The organism is Xanthomonas sp. 3793 (assembly GCF_024806835.1).
Lineage (GTDB): Bacteria > Pseudomonadota > Gammaproteobacteria > Xanthomonadales > Xanthomonadaceae > Xanthomonas > Xanthomonas arboricola_F.
This window is the reverse complement of record NZ_JANTYU010000001.1, coordinates 122663-139928: the sequence shown is the minus strand read 5'-3', so window position 1 is coordinate 139928 and position 17266 is coordinate 122663. Positions and strand designations below refer to the sequence as shown.

At 65.3% G+C, this 17266-nt stretch carries 13 protein-coding genes and 4 tRNA genes; 4 read left to right on the top strand and 13 right to left on the bottom strand.

Translation table 11 applies throughout. The features are described 5' to 3' along the window. Positions 1 to 27 precede the first annotated feature (27 nt). Positions 28 to 1014, bottom strand: coding sequence for an RluA family pseudouridine synthase (locus tag FHY18_RS00630; RefSeq protein ID WP_039409108.1), 987 nt, complete (start codon positions 1012 to 1014; stop codon positions 28 to 30). A gap of 411 nt (positions 1015 to 1425) precedes the next feature. Here FHY18_RS00630 and FHY18_RS00625 point away from each other — a divergent pair, with 411 nt between their 5' ends. Further along, the gene (locus FHY18_RS00625; RefSeq protein WP_259152440.1) at positions 1426 to 5166 is read left to right on the top strand and encodes an Rne/Rng family ribonuclease; all 3741 of its coding nucleotides are present in this window, start codon (positions 1426 to 1428) and stop codon (positions 5164 to 5166) included. 440 nt (positions 5167 to 5606) lie between these two features. Here FHY18_RS00625 and FHY18_RS00620 read toward each other — a convergent pair whose 3' ends face one another. The 3 genes from FHY18_RS00620 to FHY18_RS00610 form a co-directional block, all read right to left on the bottom strand. After that, entirely contained in the window at positions 5607 to 6254 is a 648-nt protein-coding gene (locus FHY18_RS00620; RefSeq protein WP_104615660.1) for a response regulator, read from the bottom strand. A gap of 215 nt (positions 6255 to 6469) precedes the next feature. After that, complete coding sequence (locus tag FHY18_RS00615) at positions 6470 to 7231, bottom strand: sulfurtransferase (RefSeq protein WP_259149326.1); 762 nt, start codon at positions 7229 to 7231, stop codon at positions 6470 to 6472. Between the two features lie 159 nt (positions 7232 to 7390). Continuing rightward, on the bottom strand, positions 7391 to 7756 hold the full coding sequence (locus tag FHY18_RS00610) for a DUF6164 family protein (RefSeq protein ID WP_259149324.1): 366 nt from the start codon (positions 7754 to 7756) through the stop codon (positions 7391 to 7393). A gap of 59 nt (positions 7757 to 7815) precedes the next feature. Here FHY18_RS00610 and FHY18_RS00605 point away from each other — a divergent pair, with 59 nt between their 5' ends. Beyond that, positions 7816 to 8247: an FKBP-type peptidyl-prolyl cis-trans isomerase gene (locus FHY18_RS00605; protein ID WP_259149314.1), complete on the top strand. Its 432-nt coding sequence runs from the start codon at positions 7816 to 7818 to the stop codon at positions 8245 to 8247. A gap of 11 nt (positions 8248 to 8258) precedes the next feature. Then, positions 8259 to 9521, top strand: coding sequence for a TIGR03862 family flavoprotein (locus tag FHY18_RS00600; RefSeq protein WP_259149310.1), 1263 nt, complete (start codon positions 8259 to 8261; stop codon positions 9519 to 9521). Here FHY18_RS00600 and FHY18_RS00595 read toward each other — a convergent pair. Next, positions 9505 to 10797, bottom strand: a complete 1293-nt coding sequence (locus FHY18_RS00595; protein ID WP_259149307.1) for a nucleotide sugar dehydrogenase — start codon at positions 10795 to 10797, stop codon at positions 9505 to 9507. The two genes, FHY18_RS00600 and FHY18_RS00595, sit on opposite strands and share 17 nt — an antisense overlap. A 139-nt stretch (positions 10798 to 10936) precedes the next feature. On the opposite strand from FHY18_RS00595, the gene FHY18_RS00590 reads away from it, so the two are divergent. Then, positions 10937 to 11020 (top strand) — tRNA-Leu (locus FHY18_RS00590). Positions 11021 to 11669: 649 nt separating this feature from the next. Here the strand turns inward: FHY18_RS00590 and FHY18_RS00585 are convergent. The 8 genes from FHY18_RS00585 to kdsB all read right to left on the bottom strand — a co-directional run bounded on the left by FHY18_RS00585 (position 11670) and on the right by kdsB (position 17247). Beyond that, a tRNA-Gly gene (locus FHY18_RS00585) sits at positions 11670 to 11745 on the bottom strand. Between the two features lie 80 nt (positions 11746 to 11825). Further along, a tRNA-Cys gene (locus tag FHY18_RS00580) sits at positions 11826 to 11899 on the bottom strand. Positions 11900 to 11967: 68 nt separating this feature from the next. Next, positions 11968 to 12043 (bottom strand) — tRNA-Gly (locus FHY18_RS00575). A gap of 36 nt (positions 12044 to 12079) precedes the next feature. Next, positions 12080 to 12712 (bottom strand): CDP-diacylglycerol--glycerol-3-phosphate 3-phosphatidyltransferase, encoded by a 633-nt coding sequence (pgsA, locus tag FHY18_RS00570; RefSeq protein ID WP_046964068.1) that lies wholly within the window; start codon positions 12710 to 12712, stop codon positions 12080 to 12082. Continuing rightward, entirely contained in the window at positions 12712 to 14568 is a 1857-nt protein-coding gene (gene uvrC / locus FHY18_RS00565) for an excinuclease ABC subunit UvrC (RefSeq protein ID WP_259149303.1), read from the bottom strand. Before uvrC ends, pgsA begins: the two co-directional genes overlap by 1 nt. Next, a complete protein-coding gene (locus FHY18_RS00560) occupies positions 14565 to 15983 on the bottom strand; it encodes a hypothetical protein (protein WP_259149300.1) in 1419 nt (472 codons plus the stop codon). Before FHY18_RS00560 ends, uvrC begins: the two co-directional genes overlap by 4 nt. Before the next feature lie 23 nt (positions 15984 to 16006). After that, positions 16007 to 16471 (bottom strand): low molecular weight protein-tyrosine-phosphatase, encoded by a 465-nt coding sequence (locus FHY18_RS00555; RefSeq protein ID WP_259149297.1) that lies wholly within the window; start codon positions 16469 to 16471, stop codon positions 16007 to 16009. Further along, a complete protein-coding gene (gene kdsB / locus FHY18_RS00550; protein ID WP_259149295.1) occupies positions 16468 to 17247 on the bottom strand; it encodes a 3-deoxy-manno-octulosonate cytidylyltransferase in 780 nt (259 codons plus the stop codon). The genes FHY18_RS00555 and kdsB overlap by 4 nt, the downstream gene beginning before the upstream one ends. Between the last annotated feature and the right edge of the window lie 19 nt (positions 17248 to 17266).

Genomic DNA, 17266 nt, shown 5'->3' with positions numbered 1-17266 from the left:
AAGTCCGCGCAGTCGGTGATGACTGTGTCAACGCCCCAGCCGATCCAGCGCCTCGGCCAGCTCCGGCGCCAGTGGCGCGCTCAGCACGTATGGCGTCTTGCCGGCATCCAAAGCAAATTCCAGCGAGGCCGCATGCAGGAACAGCCGCTTCAGCCCGAGTTGGTCGCGTAGGCGCTTGTTGACCTCGGCCTCGCCATATTTATCGTCGCCGGCCACCGGGTGACCCAGATGCTGGGCATGCACGCGAATCTGGTGGGTGCGGCCGGTTTCGATGCGGACTTCGCAATACGAGTGCCCGCCGCGTCGTTCGAGCAATTTGAAGTGGCTCAGCGACGGCTTGCCGATCGCATTGACCTGCACATGCCGCTCGCCGCCCTGGCGCAGGCCGATGTGCAGCGGCGCGTCCACCGTCATCACGCCGTCCGGCATCCGCCCCACCAGCAAGGTCAGGTAGCGCTTGGTAATGCCGCGCCCCTCGACGCGGTCGTCCTCGCGCATCAGCGCCTGCAACTCGGTCAGCGCCGAGCGCTTCTTGGCCACGATCAATAGGCCGGATGTATCGCGATCGAGCCGGTGCACCAGTTCCAGGGTCTGGTTCGGGCGGAGTGCGCGCAAGGTCTCGATCGCGCCAAAGCTGATGCCGCTGCCGCCATGACTGGCCACACCGGATGGCTTGTTGAGCGCCAACAGGCGCGCGTCCTCGAACACGATCGCCGCTTCCAGCCGCGCCAGGAACGAGGACGGCGGCGCAGCCTTGTCGCCTTCCTCGTTGACGCGCACCGGGGGAATACGCACTTCCTCGCCGCCTTCAAGCTTGCGCTCGGCCTTGGCACGCCCGCCATTCACCCGCACCTGGCCGCTGCGGACCAGCTTGTAGATCAGGCTGCGTGGCGCCCCCTTGAGCTGTCCCAGCAGGAAATTGTCCAGCCGCTGCCCAGCGCGGTCTTCCGGAACTTTGAGAATGCGCACGCCCACACGGTCGGCAGGCGGCTTGGGGGGCTGGGGGTCGGTCATCCGGCTCTTTATTCTGTTACACTCGGCGAGCGAGATAAGGGTTTGATTTCGTTGGAAGTTGATTGGCCAGAAGCCTGCCTTCCGATGATTCCGGCACAGTGCGCGACCACCGCCCCCGGGGCGGCCATGTTAGCGGCTCACCGGCCTGCCCGGCCATCGCCAGCGGTTTTTGACCGTTGCGCTGAACATGTCCCGTGCGCTGTCCCGGTCCGTCCGGACGCGGCTGCCGGCCCTGAAACACCTATAAAACTTAAAGACAAGCGCTCCCGCGGCCTGCCGTGGTGTTGCAGCGCTGGAAACCCTGGTCAGGCCTGTCCGCGCGTTGCGCGAAGGGCCGACAAGCTGTTCCAGAGGCGAAACGTCACGGCGTTCCGCGCGGTAGAGCGCGTGAGGAACGCAACAATGAAGCGAATGCTGATCAACGCAACGCAGGCAGAAGAACTGCGCGTGGCGATTGTGGACGGCCAGACCCTGTACGACATCGACATCGAACAGCCGTCCAAGGAACAAAAGAAGTCCAATATCTACAAGGGCCGTATCACCCGGCTCGAGCCCTCTCTGGAGGCGGCGTTCGTGGACTATGGCGCCGAGCGCCATGGCTTCCTGCCGTTGAAGGAAATCTCCCGCGATTATTTCCAGGCCGGCGTCGACCACAACAAGTCGACCATTCGCGAGCTGCTGCGCGAAGGCCAGGAAATCGTGGTGCAGGTCGACAAGGAAGAGCGTGGCAACAAGGGTGCCGCCCTGACCACGTTCATTTCGCTGGCCGGCCGCTACATGGTGCTGATGCCCAATTCGCCGAGCGCCGGTGGCGTTTCGCGCCGGATCGAAGGCGAAGACCGCGCCGCGCTGAAGGAAGCGCTGGACAAGCTCGATATCCCCGACGACATGGGCGTGATCATCCGCACCGCCGGTGTCGGCCGTGACGCCGAAGAGCTGCAGTGGGATCTGGATTACCTGCTGCAGACCTGGAAGGCGATCGCCGAGGCGGCGCTGAGCAAGCCGGCCGCGTTCCTGATCTATCAGGAATCGCGCCTGATCATCCGCGCATTGCGCGACTACCTGCGCGCCGACGTCGGCGAGATCCTGGTCGATACGCCGGAGCTGTACGCCGACGCGCAGGAATTCATGAAGCAGGTCATGCCGCAGAGCCTGCGCAAGCTCAAGCACTACACCGACGACATTCCGCTGTTCAACCGCTTCCAGATCGAATCGCAGATCGAAGGCGCCTACGAGCGCAACGTGCGCCTGCCGTCGGGCGGCTCGATCGTGGTCGATCAGACCGAAGCGTTGACGGCGGTCGACGTGAACTCCTCGCGCGCCACCAAGGGCAGCGACATCGAGGAAACCGCGTTCCAGACCAATCTGGAAGCGGCCGAAGAAGTCGCGCGCCAGCTGCGCCTGCGCGACCTCGGCGGCCTGGTGGTGATCGACTTCATCGACATGGCCTCGTCCAAGCACCAGCGCGAAGTGGAGAACAAGCTGCAGAACGCGCTCAAGTACGACCGTGCGCGCGTGCAGCTGGGTCGCATCTCGCGCTTCGGCCTGATGGAAATGAGCCGCCAGCGCCTGCGTCCGAGCCTGGGCGAATCCAGCCAGATCGTGTGCCCGCGTTGCGATGGCCATGGCCGCATGCGCAGCGTCGAATCGCTGTCGCTGTCGATCATCCGCGTGGCCGAAGAGCACGCCATGAAGGAAAACACCGGACAGGTGCTGGTACAGGCCCCGGTGGAAATCGCCAACTATCTGCTCAACGAAAAGCGCAGCGCGCTGCGCGAAATCGAAAATCGCCACGCCTCGCCGATCATCATCGTCGCCGACGAACAGCTGCACACGCCGCACTACGAAGTCACGCGCCTGCGCGAGAACGAGCTGGGCGAAGACAGCGGCAAGCCGAGCTACCAGCGCGGCACCCCGCGCAAGTTGCCGGTGCATGCGCTGACCAAGGCGCAGTTGAACATTCCGGCAGCGCCTGCGGTCACCTCGATCAAGCCGAGCCAGCCGGCTCCGGTACGTGAAGAGGCCCCTGCCCCGGTTGCGCCGACTCCGGCGCCTGCGCCGGTCGTCACCGTGCCAATTCCGGCACCGGTCACCGGCGTGGTCGGCTGGCTGAAGCGCATCTTCGGTGGCGTCGAGCCGGTCGCCCCTGCAGCCGAGTCGACCCCGCGTCCGCGTCCGAACGATGCAGGCCGCAACAACCGCAATGAGCGCGGCGAGCGCGGCGGCCAACGTCGCGATGGTCGCGATGCCCGTAACGGCAACGGCGGCAACCAGCAGCGCGGCAATGGCGGCAATGGCAACGGCGCCAACAAGGAGCGTCGCGATGAGCGCCGCCAGCCGGCCAACGGCCAGAACGGCCAGGCCGCACAAGCTGGCGCGCAAGCCCAGCAACAGGTGCAGGTGCCCAAGCCGCCGCGCAACGAAGCGCAGGCACCGAAGCAACAACAACAGCAGCAAAAGCCCAAGCAGCAGAACCAGACGCCGCGTCCACCACGTGCGCCTGCGCAGCAGGACGGTGTGCCGTCCGAGCGGCAGCCGCGCCCCGCGCGTCAGGATGAGGGCACCGCTTCGGCGCAGACCCTGACATCGACCGCAGCAACCGCAACCACGTCGACGGTCGTCGCAGCCATTGCCGACACCGCTGCAGCGACCGACACGCAGACCATTGCGAACGAAGCCAAGCAGGCCCACCCGATCGACGTCGTGGTGAGCGAGTCAACTGCCGATCGCGGCACCGACGCGAGTGCCGATGGCCAGACCCAGGACGCGTCGGGCGACGATGCGGCCAATGGCGAAGGTGGAAGCCGTCGTCGTCGCGGTCGTCGTGGCGGTCGTCGGCGTCGTCGTGGCGCCGGTGCAAACGGCGAAGGCGGCAGCAGCGTCGATGGTCTGGAAACAGACGATCTGGACGGTGATGCGGACGGCGATCTCGATGGCGACAACGAGGGCGACGATGCAGCCACGCAGAACGCTGCATCGGCCGCTCCGCGTGCAGGCCAGCCGGAGTTCGACTTCGACGATGATGCGCCGGCTCCGGCCGCCCGCATCAAGCCCGAGGCTAATGCTGCCGCAGCGGTGAAACCGCGCCCGGTGCCGAAGGAACGCGCAGAAACGCAGTCCGACAGCGGAACGACGTCGACGACCGCACCGGTCTCCAACGCCGCACCGTCGTTCGAACAGCAGGCATCTGCAACGGCTGCCGCCGCATCGGCTCAGGCAGGCGGTGATGCGAAGGTAGCAGCCACCCCGGCGGCACAGCCGACAGTTGCAGCTCCGGCGGTCACGTCGTCGCCAGCCAATGCTGCAGAGGCTGCAACTGCACCGGTGGTCAAGCAAGCCTCGACTGCTGACGCAACGTCACAGGTCGCGCCGGCTGCTACTGCATCGACCTCGGGCAACCACGCGGGGGCAGCCGTACCTGCTGCAACCTCTACGGCAACCACTGAAGCGGCAGCGGCCACCCCGGTCGCGGTCACCAAGCCAGTCGAGCCGATCGCACCGAGCGTGTCGTCGGCCGAAACGCCCACCGACACGCAGACCAAGTCCGTGCCGAAGGCAACGACCGACACTGCGGCTGCAGTACCGCCGGCCGATTCGCAGGCGCGTAGTGTTCCGGCTATCGCTGCAACGCCTGCAGTGCATAGCGAGCCTGTGAAGCCCGCAGCAGCAACGTCTGTTGCTGGGCAGCAGGCGCCTGCAGCAACGGCACCGTCGGCCCCACAGGCCACCGTGGTCACTGCCAAGGTGCCTGATGCCGAGCCGTCCAATGCGGCCAAGCCTGCTGCAGACGTCACCGTGACGTCCACTACCTCGGTGACGCAGGCTGCCGCAGCATCGGACGAGGCGCCAGCCGCTCCGGTACGCAAGCCGTATGCGCCGGTGCAGACGACCATGCTGGACGCGTTGGCTCCCAAGCCCGACACCGCACCTGCTCCCTCGGCGGCCGTAGCACCGGTACCGCACAAGGCTGCAGAGCAGTCGCCGCCCGCAGCGCCGCAGGCACCCGCCCCTGTGCAGGAACAGGCAACAACCGGCGTGCCGAAGCCGGCCGTGGTCGTCTCCGAAGCGGTCAAGTCTGCAGCACCGTCTGCTGACGCCGGCGGTGCATCCGTGCAGGAAGACGACGCCGACAAGCCGCGCAACGATCACTGATCGTTGCAACGCCTCTCCGCTGGCCCGGAATGCCTGGGCCAGAGCTGCGTCAAACACGGCGGCCCTCGGGCCGCTTTGTTTTTATGCGCGATTGACCACGACAGCAGCGAAGCGCCTGGATGCAATCCAGGACCGCGCGACCAATCGACGCCGTGTCGATTGCTGGGTACTCACGAGGTCGGTCCCGTTCGTTGCAGGTGCCTATGCCGGCGACAGGCTCGGCACGCTGGCATGCTCTGTGAGGCGCGACGCACGCCACTCGCACACATCCTCCCGTCCATGCGCCGCCTCAGGTGTCTGAGGACTGCCAGCCATTGCTCGCTAGCAGCACTGGCCGACCTGCAGAAGTATGGAGGTTCGCCAATGGGCGGTCGGGTCCCTACAGATCGCTCAGCCATATTCAAGCAACACGCAAAGGTGCATGCAGGGACTGGAAAGCGCTACATCGTGCGAGCGGGGTCGGTCAGGCCGTATTGATTGGCCAGGCGCGCCAGCGCGATGTTGTCCTGGATACCGACTTTTTCGAACAAGCGCGCCTTGTGCGTATTGATCGTCTTGGCACTGAGATTCAGGCGCTTGGCGATGTCTTCCTGTCGCAGGCCTTGGGTCAGCAACAAGGCGACCTCCAGTTCGCGCGGCGACAACGCGTCGAATGGCGAGCTACCGCCTTCCAGATTGGACAGCGCAAGATTCTGCGCAATCGTGTTGCCCAGGTAGCGCCGCCCCAATGCAACCTCGCGTACCGCGCGTAACAGCTCATGTGCGTCGCCGCCTTTGCCGACATATCCGGAAGCGCCTGCTTCGAGCAGGCGCTTGGGCAGCGGACCATCTTCCAGCACCGACACGATGATCACGCGCGTGCCGTAATCGCCCTTGACGATGCGCTCGGTGATTTCCAGCCCACTGACGCCGGGCAGATGCAGGTCGCACAGCACGATATCCGGCTTGAGCTGACGAATCTGCGGCAATGCCGCTTCGCCGCTCTCTGCCTCACCCACGACATCGACGTCCACTTCCTTGGACAGGATCATCTTCATGCCGGTACGCACGAGTGCATGATCGTCGATCAGAAAAACTCTGATGGTCATCCTTGTTGTCCTCGCTGTGCGGCTGGCTGGTGCAGCCTAGCTCCGTGAATAATTCAGGGCAAGCTTGATGCGACGTATTACATTCAAGTTAGAGCGAAAAGCTCGCTCTTTTCGCATGTAGCACTGCTGACTTCGCGCGATGTGCCACTGCAGTGTGGTCGCATGATGCAAGCGCCGGCAAGACCGGCTGCATCGGGCAATGCAGTCGCGCCCGGTCAGACTTTTCCCGGTTCGGCGGTCCGCGCATCGTCCACCAGCGGACGCAGCGCAGGATCGAGTGCGACGCGCTCATCGAAGACGAAACAGCGGCCGTCGTAGCCTTCGCCGCCGACTTCTTCGAAATAGCCCAGGATTCCGCCTTCCAGCTGCAGGACGTTATCCATGCCATCGGCCTGCATCCACAGTGCCGCCTTCTCGCAACGGATACCGCCGGTGCAAAAACTCACCACCGTGGCATCGGCCAATGCAGCGCGATGCGTTTCAAGTGCTGCGGGCAACTCGGTGAACTTGTCGATCGGCAGGGTCAGCGCCCCCTGAAACGTGCCATAGGCCACTTCCTGCGCGTTGCGCGTATCGAGCAACACCAGCGGGCGGCCCCGGTCATCCCGCCCGTTGCGCATCCACTCGCGCAACACCGCAGGCGTCACTGTCGGCGCACGGCCTTGCAGCGGCGATGCATCGTCGCGACGGAAGCTGATGATCTCCGGCTTGACCTTGACCTTGAGCCGCGCAAACGGCTGCTGCGCGCTCTGGCTGTACTTGATGCGCATCTGCGAAAAACGTGGGTCGCCCTGCAGCCAGCGATAAAACGCGCCGATCCGCTCGGCTTCGCCCGCCAGAAAGAGATTGATGCCCTCTTCGGCCACCAGCACAGAGCCCTTCAGCGACTGCTGTTCGGCGTGCAGCAGCACGCTGTCGGCCAGCTGCTGCGGGTCGTGGATGGCGACGAATTGGTACGCCGCAGTATTGGTGATCATCCGGGTATTTTAAGGCGCCCGACGCCGGGTAGCGAGCGCCTGCCGGATGATCCATCGCCCTGCGGGCAGTGAGAGCGACCGCGCTGCCTCAAGGCCCCCGGGGCAAGGGATATCTGTATCCAGCCCCGATCCCATTACCGGTCACGGCGCGATGCGCCGTCAGCCACGCAGCAACAGAAATGGCAGCAACACCAACGATGCGACGATCAGCATCCCCACCAGCGTGACGATCACGAACACCGGTCGCCTGCGCAGCAATGCAACAAAGGTCTCTGCAGTGCCCGCGGCGATCGCTTCCTGCCGCTGCGCCCGCGCCAGCGCGCCACGCTGGGCCTGATACGCATCCAGCACCGCCCTGGCGCGCGGGTAGTCGGCATCGTCGCTGAGCCAGATGCCGCCTGCGGAAATGCCCCAGTTGCTGGGCCGGGTTTCGTAGATCTGCACCAGGTGCTCGCGCAGCAGCGCCCGCACCTCGTCGGCTTCGTCGTCGGGAACATTACGCAGATTGAGCAGCAGCTTGGCCATGGCGCGATGATAACGGGACCCAGATGCAATAATGGCCGCCTTCCTTCATGGATCACCCCATGCGCCTTCTGTTGACGCTCTGTGCCGCGCTGTTGCTTGTCGGCTGCGCACCTGCCCTGCCGCCGTCCGGCGGCACCATTGCCAGCTTCGAACGGATCGACCGCACCGTCGGCACCGGCGCTGAAGCCACGCCGGGTACGATGGTCACCGTGCACTACAGCGGCTGGCTGTACGACGAAAAAGCTGCCGACAAGCACGGCAAGAAATTCGACAGCTCGCTCGATCGCGCAGAACCCTTCCAGTTCGTACTGGGCGGGCATCAGGTGATCCGCGGCTGGGACGATGGCGTTGCCGGCATGCGTGTGGGCGGCAAGCGCACCTTGATGATCCCGCCCGACTACGGTTATGGCGACAATGGCGCAGGGGGCGTGATTCCGCCCGGCGCATCGTTGGTGTTCGACGTAGAACTGCTCGGCGTTCAGCCACGCTGAGTGCCTGAGCAATGATGGACACGAACAGACCGCGACTGGCGGTGATTGGCGGCGGACCTGCGGGGCTCATGGCCGCTGAAGTGGCATGCGCTGCCGGGATTGCGGTCGATCTGTACGAGGCCAAGGGCTCGGTGGGACGCAAGTTCCTGATCGCCGGCAAGGGCGGGCTGAATCTCACCCATTCCGATCCGATGCCGCTGTTCGCCCAGCGCTACCGCGAGCGCACCTCGGCGGTGGCATCGTGGCTGCAAGACTTCGATGCTGACGCCTTGCGCGGATGGGCACGCGACCTGGGCGTGGAGACCTATGTCGGCAGCTCGGGGCGTGTGTTCCCGATCGATCGCAAGGCTGCGCCGCTGCTGCGCGGCTGGGTGCGCAGACTCAAGGACCAGGGCGTCGACTTCCATGTGCAGCATCGCTGGCTGGGCTGGAGCGACGACGGCGTACTGCGGTTCGCAACGGCTGCAGGCGACATCGCCTGTCATGCCGATGCGGTGGTGCTGGCGCTGGGTGGCGGCAGTTGGCCGCAGCTTGGATCGGATGGCCAATGGCAGGCAACGCTGCAGCAACGCGGCATCGCCGTCGCCCCGCTGGTGCCCGCCAACTGCGGTTTCGATATCGACTGGAGCGCGCATTTTGTGCAACGGCATGCAGGCGCGCCGCTCAAGCCGGTCGTCGCACACTGGCGCGATGGCGCCGGCGTGCAGCATGCATTGCAGGGCGAATGCGTCGCGACCGACACCGGCATCGAAGGCAGCCTGATCTATGCAATCGCCGCCGAGTTGCGCCACCAGATCGATGTCGATGGGCATGCGGAGCTCGGCCTGGATCTCGTGCCGGGACGGACCTTGGAACGGATAAGCGCCGACTTGTCCCTGCCGCGCAAGGGGCGCAGTTTCAGCGAGCAGTTGCGTCGCCAGGTCGGCATCGAAGGGGTCAAGGCCGCGCTACTGTACGAGCATCTGGGCAAGCAGGCCGGCGACGATCTTGCGCGGGTTGCACGCACGCTCAAGCACCTGCCGCTGCGCCTGCTCAGGCCCCGCCCGCTCGCCGAGGCAATCAGTTCGGCCGGTGGCGTGCGACTGGAAGCGCTGGACGCGCAGCTGATGGCGCGCGCGCTACCTGGGGTGTTCTGTGCGGGCGAAATGCTCGACTGGGAAGCGCCAACCGGCGGCTATCTGTTGACCGCATGTTTTGCCAGCGGACGACGCGCCGCGCTTGGCGCCGTCGACTGGCTGCACCGTCGACACGATCGCGTCACAGGCGATCGCTGACAGCCGCGCGCGGCCACACCGACTTGACGTCGTACACCACCGCGCCCGGCTTGCCGAGCGCAGCGATGCGCGCTACGTCGTAATCGCGATACTGCGCGTGCGCCACTGCCAACACGACCGCATCGTAGGCGCCCTCGTCCGGCGCCTCGCATAGCTGCACGCCGCCATGCTGCAAGGCTTGTTCCGGGTCTGCCCACGGGTCGCAGGTATCGACCTGCACGCCGGCCGCCTGCAACAGCTGCACCAATTCCAGGGCACGGCTATTGCGCAGGTCCGGGCAGTTTTCCTTGAAGGTGGCACCCAGCACCAACACCCGCGCCTGCGCCAGCGTGACGCCGCGTAGCGCCAACATGCCGCAGACGCGCTCGGCGACATGCCGGCCGACGCGGTTGTTGACCTGGCGCGCGGTATGGATCAGGTCCGGGTGGTAACCCACGCTTTCGGATTTGTGCATCAGATAGTACGGGTCCACGCCGATGCAATGGCCGCCGACCAGGCCAGGCCGGAACGGCAGGAAATTCCACTTGGTGCCGGCGGCTTCGAGCACATCGAGCGTGTCGATTCCGAGCTTGTCGAAGATCAGCGCCAGCTCGTTGACCAAGGCGATATTGACGTCGCGCTGGATGTTTTCGACCACCTTGGCCGCTTCGGCCACGCGCATCGACGACGCGCGCCACGTGCCCGCCGTGATGATGCCGGCATACAGCGCATCGACCGTCTCTGCAGCCTGCGGCGTCGAGCCGGAGGTGATCTTGCGAATATCGCGCAGCCGTCGCTGACGATCGCCGGGGTTGACGCGCTCGGGGCTGTAGCCGCAGAAAAAGTCTTCGTTGAAGCGCAGGCCGGAGGCAGCCTCGAGCAGCGGCACGCAGACTTCCTCGGTGGTGCCCGGATACACGGTGGATTCGTAGATCACCAGATCGCCGGGCTTGAGCGCGGCGGCAATCAGGGTCGTGGCGCTGCGCAACGGCTCCAGGTCCGGCTGCTCGAAGCTGTCGATCGGGGTCGGCACGGTGACGATGAAGATGCTGCAGCTCGCCAGGTCAGCCGCAGTTGCGCTGTAGCGCAACTGTGTTGCGGCCGCTAGTTCGGCATCGTCCAATTCCAATGTGGCGTCGTGACCGTCGCGCAGTTGCGCGACCCGCTGCGCATCGATATCGAAACCCAGGGTGTCGCGGTGCTGGCCAAACGCCACTGCCAACGGCAGGCCCACGTAGCCGAGCCCGATGACGGCAATGCGCGAATGCAGCAGTGGGAGAAGCGTGTTGCCGGACATGCGGTTCCTTTGGGTCGCGCGCAGTGGGTACCGCGCGGCTGTGCGGCGGCAGCATAGCGCACGCGGCATGTCCGGGCCTTGGCAAGAATCGTCGCCTGGAGATTCACAATCGCCGCGCAATCAGGCACGCTATCGCAATGCCCGGGTGGCGAAATTGGTAGACGCAAGGGACTTAAAATCCCTCAGCTGCAAGGCTATGCGGGTTCGACCCCCGCCCCGGGCACACGCTGGCACGAAAATCCATTGCCAGATGCGATGACATGGCGTCTTTGAGGACGCTTTCCTGCCACTCATGCAGTCGGCATGTCCGCGAGCACCACCACCACCACCTGCAATCACGGCGACGCGTGCAATGTCCACTGCGCAGGCAAGCGGTGGCGCATGGTCTACGGACTGAAACCTGCCCGCGGCTTCCATCTTAGTGCTTGTCTGCGAAATGCTCTTGCAGGCGTCTCGCGACACGCCAGTCGACACTGGCACTCCAAACTCGGGCCGGCAGACGAGAGGCTGACTGCATTCGAGCCATGGCATTGGCGGTGCGGCGAACAGCTCCGCTGCTGCAACACCAGTTGCCGCCGAATGAGGAGTCTGTAGGGCCAAGAACTTCGATTCGCCACCCCCACTCGCCCGATCGCTGGTGCACAGCACGCAGAGTGGCGCGAGGCCACGGCGCGCGTCTGGTCCACTGCATGGCAGACACCGCCGCAACGTGCACAAGCTTGCGGATCTGCATGGGAGCTCTCGGCTCTGGCGTCATGCAGAGAGCTTGCTCAGCCACAAGCCACGTTCAACGACAGCATGCTCGCCGGAGAAAGCTTCCTATGACGGAAAACAAAGACCCCGGATATCGCGGGATATCCGGGGTCTGAATTTGGAGCGGGAAACGAGACTCGAACTCGCGACCTCAACCTTGGCAAGGTTGCGCTCTACCAACTGAGCTATTCCCGCGTGAAACTAAATTGTACAGCTTGTCACTTCGTTGCGCTAGTCCCGCCATCGTTGCCGACGCGAAAAAAGCGACTGCAGTATGGAGGCCTGGGCCGGAATTGAACCGGCGTACGCGGATTTGCAGTCCGCTGCATAACCACTCTACCACCAGGCCGAAACATCAAACCCAAGGCATCCTGCCTTGAAACAACGAGACCTCGGACAGGGGGCCTTGTCTAAATCTGGAGCGGGAAACGAGACTCGAACTCGCGACCTCAACCTTGGCAAGGTTGCGCTCTACCAACTGAGCTATTCCCGCTTGGGAGGCGAAATTCTACAGCGAACAGGATAGCTGTCAACTGTTGCTTTCGATTTTTTTCGGCTTGTTGCTGATCGCCGCTTTTTCGTCAGCGCGCAGACTTGGCCATGCTGCCTGCAGATACTGAAAACCGGACCACAAGGTCAGCAGTGCGGCGATCGCCAATGTCCAATAGCCGGCACGGAAGATCAGATTGCCCAACCAGATTTCGTGCGTGGGCATCTGCCCGGGAGTGACCGAATACAGCAGGCAAAGCAGCGCGACCATCTGCGCGGTGGTCTTGATCTTGCCGATCGCTGCAACGCGCACCTTGGCGCGCTGGCCGATCTCCGCCATCCACTCACGCAATGCGGACACTGCGATCTCGCGGCCCACGATGACCGCCGCCCAGAACGCCATCCACGGCGTGGGATGGCCCTGCACGATGAGAAACAGGGCGACTGCGACCATCAATTTGTCGGCGACCGGATCGAGGAACGCGCCGAATGCGGAATACTGGTGATACCGCCGCGCAACCCAGCCATCCAGCCAATCGGTGATGGCAGCCAGCGCGAACACACCGGCGGAGGCAAAGTTCGTCCAGGTGTAGGGCAGGTAGAACACCACGACCAACACCGGGATCATCAGGATCCGCAGCAGTGTCAGCCACGTGGGGATGGTCAACTTCATTACGGGCTCGACTCGCCTGGCGCATCGGGGAGCGCCAGCCCATGCAGGTTAGCGTAGATTCGTGCGGCAAGTGCGGCATTGACCCCGTCTACCCGCGCAATCTCGGCTTCGCCGGCCGCCTTGAGACCGACCAGGCCGCCGAAATGCTTGAGCAGGCTCGCGCGGCGTCGCGGGCCGATGCCGGGAATGTCCTCGAGCTTGCTGGTCATGCGCGCTTTCTGGCGGCGCCCGCGGTGTCCGGTGATCGCAAAGCGGTGCGCTTCGTCACGCACCTGCTGGATGAATTGCAGTGCCGGCGATGCAGCGCCCGGTCGCAACTCGCGGCCATCGGCCATGATCAGCGCCTCGTGCCCTGCCCTGCGCTCCTCGCCCTTGGCCACGCCGACCAGCACGACGTTCTCCACGCCCAGGTCGGCCAGCGCAGCCTGTGCCTGCGCCAGCTGACCGGCACCGCCGTCGATCAGCAGCACATCGGGGAGGACGCCGTTTTCTTCCACTGCACGTCGAAACCGCCGCTCGATCGCCTGGTGCATCGCCGCGTAATCGTCGCCCGGCGTAATGCCGGAAATATTGAAGCGGCGGTATTGGCCGCGTACCGGGCCGCTGGCGTCGAACACGACACACGACGCGACCGTGGCTTCGCCCATGGTGTGACTGATGTCGAAGCACTCCACGCGCTTGACCTGCTCGGGCAGGCCCAGCATCTCGCGCAGCGCTTCGCTGCGTGCGTGCTGTGCGCTCTGGCTGGTGAGCTCGGTGACCAGGGTCAGCTGCGCGTTGCGCGTGGCCAGCAGCAGGTAGCCGGCGCGCTCGCCGCGCACGTTCCACTTCAACGCCACCTTGTGCTCGGCGGCGGCGCTGAGCGCAGCCTCGATCAGTTCGGCATCGGGGATGTCGCGATCCAGCAAGATCTCGCGCGGCGGCGAGTGTTCGGCGTAGTACTGCGAGACGAACGCAGCCAGGATCTCGTCGGCGCTGTCTTCGCCGTTGGTCTTGGGAAAGAACGACCGCGTACCCAGATTGCGGCCGTCGCGGAAACTGAGCAGCAGCACGCAGGCCTGACTGGACTGGGTGGCGCAGGCCAGCACGTCCAGGTCGGCGGCGCGGCCGTCGACGTACTGGCGGTTCTGCATGCCGCGCAGCGACGACAGCAGATCGCGCAGACGCGCGGCGCGCTCGAATTCGAGCGCTTCGCTGGCCTGCTGCATCGATTGCATGATCTCTTCGCCGAGCTGATCGCTCTTGCCTTCGAGGAACATGGTGGCGCGGCGTACCGACTCGGCGTAATCGGGCGCGGCCACCAGATCCACGCACGGGCCGCTGCAGCGGCCGATCTGGTACTGCAGGCAGGGCCGCGAGCGGTTGCGAAACACGCTGTCTTCGCAACTGCGCAGCTTGAACAGCTTGTGCATCAGGCTCAGCGTTTCGCGCACGCCGGTCACGCCGGTGTAGGGGCCGAAATAGCGCCCCTGCACCGCACGCGGGCCGCGGTGCAGGGCGATACGCGGCCAGTCTTCGCGCGTCAGCAGCACATACGGGTAGCTCTTGTCGTCGCGCAACGACACGTTGTAGCGCGGCGACAAGGATTTGATCAGCTGGTTTTCCAGCAGCAACGCCTCGGCCTCGCTGCGGGTCACGGTGACGTCCATGCGCGCGACCTGCGACAGCATCGAGGTCAGCCGCGCGTTCTTTGGCGTACCGTTGAAATAGCTGCCGACACGCTTGCGCAACGCACCGGCCTTGCCGACGTAGAGCAAGGTGTCGTCGGCCGCATACATGCGATAAACGCCGGGTGCGGTGCTCAGCTGCGCAGCAAACGCCTTTCCATCGAAGTCGGCTTTGGGCCTTGCGCTCATTCTTCTATCGCAATATCGCTCAGTGCGCCGCTGGCAAGGTCGTAGCGCAAGACGGCGTGGGCGTCGGTTTCGGCAATCCAGACTGCGCCGGCGGCAACCGCCAACCCTGCCGGGCCGTGCAGACGGCGCGGCAGCTCGACCGTGGTCAGTTCGCCGCCGCCCAGACGCAGACAACGCAGGCGGCCGTTACCGGTGTCGGCAATCCACAGCAGCGGCGAATCGGCCGCCAGTGCGATGGCTTGCGGAAACTGCAGGCGTGCGGTGCCGCGTGGCCCGTCTTCGTCGCCGAACTGCCAGATGCCCTGCCCGCCCACCAGTGTCTGCACCAGGTCGCCGCGCAGCTGCATGGTGCGAATCGACGAACCCAACCCGTCGCAGACGTAGGCGACCTGCTGCACGGCTGCCAAGCCGGCCGGCTGGGCGAATGCGGCGAGGTGGCCGCTGCCATCGCGGATTTCGAGGGCGCCGGTACCGGCACGTGCGCTCAGTGCGGCGCGCCCCAGGTCGTAACTCCAGATCCGGTTGTCGCCGGCCATGGCGATCAACACCTGGTTGTCGGCAATGGCCAGCCCTTGCGGATAGTTCAAGGCGGACGCACCGGCGAACGCCAGCGGCCCCTCGACAGGCTCGCCGGAGCGGCCGGTGCCGCACAAGGTGTCCACCTGCCCGCTGCGCAGGTTGATGCGCCGCAGCGCGTGGTTGCCGGTGTCGGCGACGTACAGCTGATCGCGCTCCAGCGCCAGACCCTGCGGGCGACGAAAAGCCGCCTCGCCGGTACCGCCATCGATGAGATCGGCATTGCCGTGGCCGAATTGCCGCAACACCCGGCCGCCGTGCGTGCATTCGAGCACGCGGTGATGCCCGGTATCGGCGATATACAGACGGTCTTCGGTGGCGGCCAGCCCGGTCGGAAAACGCAGCGCCAGCCGCGGCTCGGGTTCGCGCTCCGCGATGCCCTGCAGGTCGGCGTCGGAGGGCGGTTGCTGGCCTTCGCACAATGCGGCCAGGGCCTTGTCCAGATCACCGGTGACGCCCACCAGACGCTGGCGCTCGCGGCCATAGGCATCCAGCAGGACCAGCGTGGGCCAGGACTCGATGCCGAAGCGGCGCCAGGTTTCCCAGTCCTTGTCGAGCAGGATCGGTGCACTGACGCCATGCCCGCGCAGTTGCTTGAGCGAGCGTTGCGGCAGGCGTTCGCTATCGAAACGCGGCGTCTGCACCACGATCACCTGCAGCCGCCCGGGGCTGCGCGCCTGCCACTGCGCCAGCTCGGCAAGACGCTCTGCGCACCACACCGAGCTGGCATTGACGAACGCCAGCACGAGCGCGCGGCCGCGATGCTCCTGCAAGGTGGATGGCCTGGCATTGAGCCAGGTGGGAAATTCCGGCAGTTCCTGGGTGAGCTGGGCAGTCATGGCGTAATTATGCCCAAGCGTGATTAGCCGCGGGTGAGTCTGGCGACCGTCTGTCGCGCCGCGGTATCGACCAGCTGCCAGACCTGCTCGAACTCCTTGCTGCCGCCGGTGTACGGGTCGGGTATTTCGTCACGCGCGTCCACGCCGGCCCACGGCAACCACAGGGCGACCTTGTCGCGTCGCGCTGCCGGCGCCAGACGCTGCAGATCGCGCAGATTGTTGCCGTCTGCGCACAGCAGCCAGTCGAAGTGTTCGAAATCCTCCTGGCGCACCTGCCGTGCGCGCAGGCCGGAGATATCCACCCCATGGCCGCGCGCGCAACCGATGGCACGCGGGTCTGGCGGATCGCCGGCGTGCCAGTCGCCGGTGCCGGCCGAGTCGACCTCGATGCGTCGCGACAGGCGTGCCTCATGCAGCCGTGCGCGCAAGGCACCCTCGCCCATCGGCGAGCGGCAGATATTGCCCAGGCACACGATCAGGACCTTCATGCCGATGCCACGCGCACTTGTGCCCGGGCCAGATCGTCCGGCGTATCGATGCCCGGCGGAAACTGCTCGGGCGTCAGCGCAACGGCGATGCGATGACCGGCTTCCATCGCGCGCAGCTGTTCCAGCGATTCGATCCGCTCCAGCAGGCCGGGCGGCATCGCCGCGAATTGCTGCAGGAATCCGGCGCGATAGGCGTAGATGCCGATATGGCGCAGCCATTGGCCGTGCTCGGGCAAGCGGTCGCGCTGGCTGGCGAAGCTGTCGCGATGCCAGGGGATCGGCGCGCGGCTGAAATACAGCGCGTGCCCGCCTGCGCTGCGCACCAGCTTGACCACATTGGGGTCGAACAGATCGTGTGCGCTCTCCACCTGCGCGGCCAGCGTCGCCATCTCCGCGCCTGAGCGCAGTAGCAGCTCAGCGACCGCGCGAATACCCGCAGCCGGCGCAAACGGTTCGTCACCCTGCAGATTCACCACGCACACATCGGTGTCCCAGCCGGCGATACGCGCGCATTCGGCCAGACGATCGGTGCCGGAAACATGGTCGCTGCCGGTCATCGCGACATGAACGCCGGGCAGTGCCTCGATCGCGTCGGCAATCCGTACATCATCGGTTGCCACCCAGACCTCGCGCGCGCCTGCGGCCAGTGCCCGCTCGGCCACGTGCTGAATCATCGGGCGGTCGCCTATCAACTGCAGCGGCTTGCCCGGCAAACGGGTGGATGCATAACGCGCCGGAATGGCGACGACGAAATCGGCAGACGGGTTGTTGGTCATGGGGTCGCGTTCTCTGCAG

What these genes read in the sequence shown, in the direction of transcription:
- FHY18_RS00630 (WP_039409108.1), bottom strand. Translation starts at nt 1,014, where the DNA reads ATGACCGACCCCCAGCCCCCCAAGCCGCCTGCCGACCGTGTGGGCGTG.
- FHY18_RS00625 (WP_259152440.1), top strand. Translation starts at nt 1,426, where the DNA reads ATGCTGATCAACGCAACGCAGGCAGAAGAACTGCGCGTGGCGATTGTG.
- FHY18_RS00620 (WP_104615660.1), bottom strand. Translation starts at nt 6,254, where the DNA reads ATGACCATCAGAGTTTTTCTGATCGACGATCATGCACTCGTGCGTACC.
- FHY18_RS00615 (WP_259149326.1), bottom strand. Translation starts at nt 7,231, where the DNA reads ATGATCACCAATACTGCGGCGTACCAATTCGTCGCCATCCACGACCCG.
- FHY18_RS00610 (WP_259149324.1), bottom strand. Translation starts at nt 7,756, where the DNA reads ATGGCCAAGCTGCTGCTCAATCTGCGTAATGTTCCCGACGACGAAGCC.
- FHY18_RS00605 (WP_259149314.1), top strand. Translation starts at nt 7,816, where the DNA reads ATGCGCCTTCTGTTGACGCTCTGTGCCGCGCTGTTGCTTGTCGGCTGC.
- FHY18_RS00600 (WP_259149310.1), top strand. Translation starts at nt 8,259, where the DNA reads ATGATGGACACGAACAGACCGCGACTGGCGGTGATTGGCGGCGGACCT.
- FHY18_RS00595 (WP_259149307.1), bottom strand. Translation starts at nt 10,797, where the DNA reads ATGTCCGGCAACACGCTTCTCCCACTGCTGCATTCGCGCATTGCCGTC.
- pgsA (WP_046964068.1), bottom strand. Translation starts at nt 12,712, where the DNA reads ATGAAGTTGACCATCCCCACGTGGCTGACACTGCTGCGGATCCTGATG.
- uvrC (WP_259149303.1), bottom strand. Translation starts at nt 14,568, where the DNA reads ATGAGCGCAAGGCCCAAAGCCGACTTCGATGGAAAGGCGTTTGCTGCG.
- FHY18_RS00560 (WP_259149300.1), bottom strand. Translation starts at nt 15,983, where the DNA reads ATGACTGCCCAGCTCACCCAGGAACTGCCGGAATTTCCCACCTGGCTC.
- FHY18_RS00555 (WP_259149297.1), bottom strand. Translation starts at nt 16,471, where the DNA reads ATGAAGGTCCTGATCGTGTGCCTGGGCAATATCTGCCGCTCGCCGATG.
- kdsB (WP_259149295.1), bottom strand. Translation starts at nt 17,247, where the DNA reads ATGACCAACAACCCGTCTGCCGATTTCGTCGTCGCCATTCCGGCGCGT.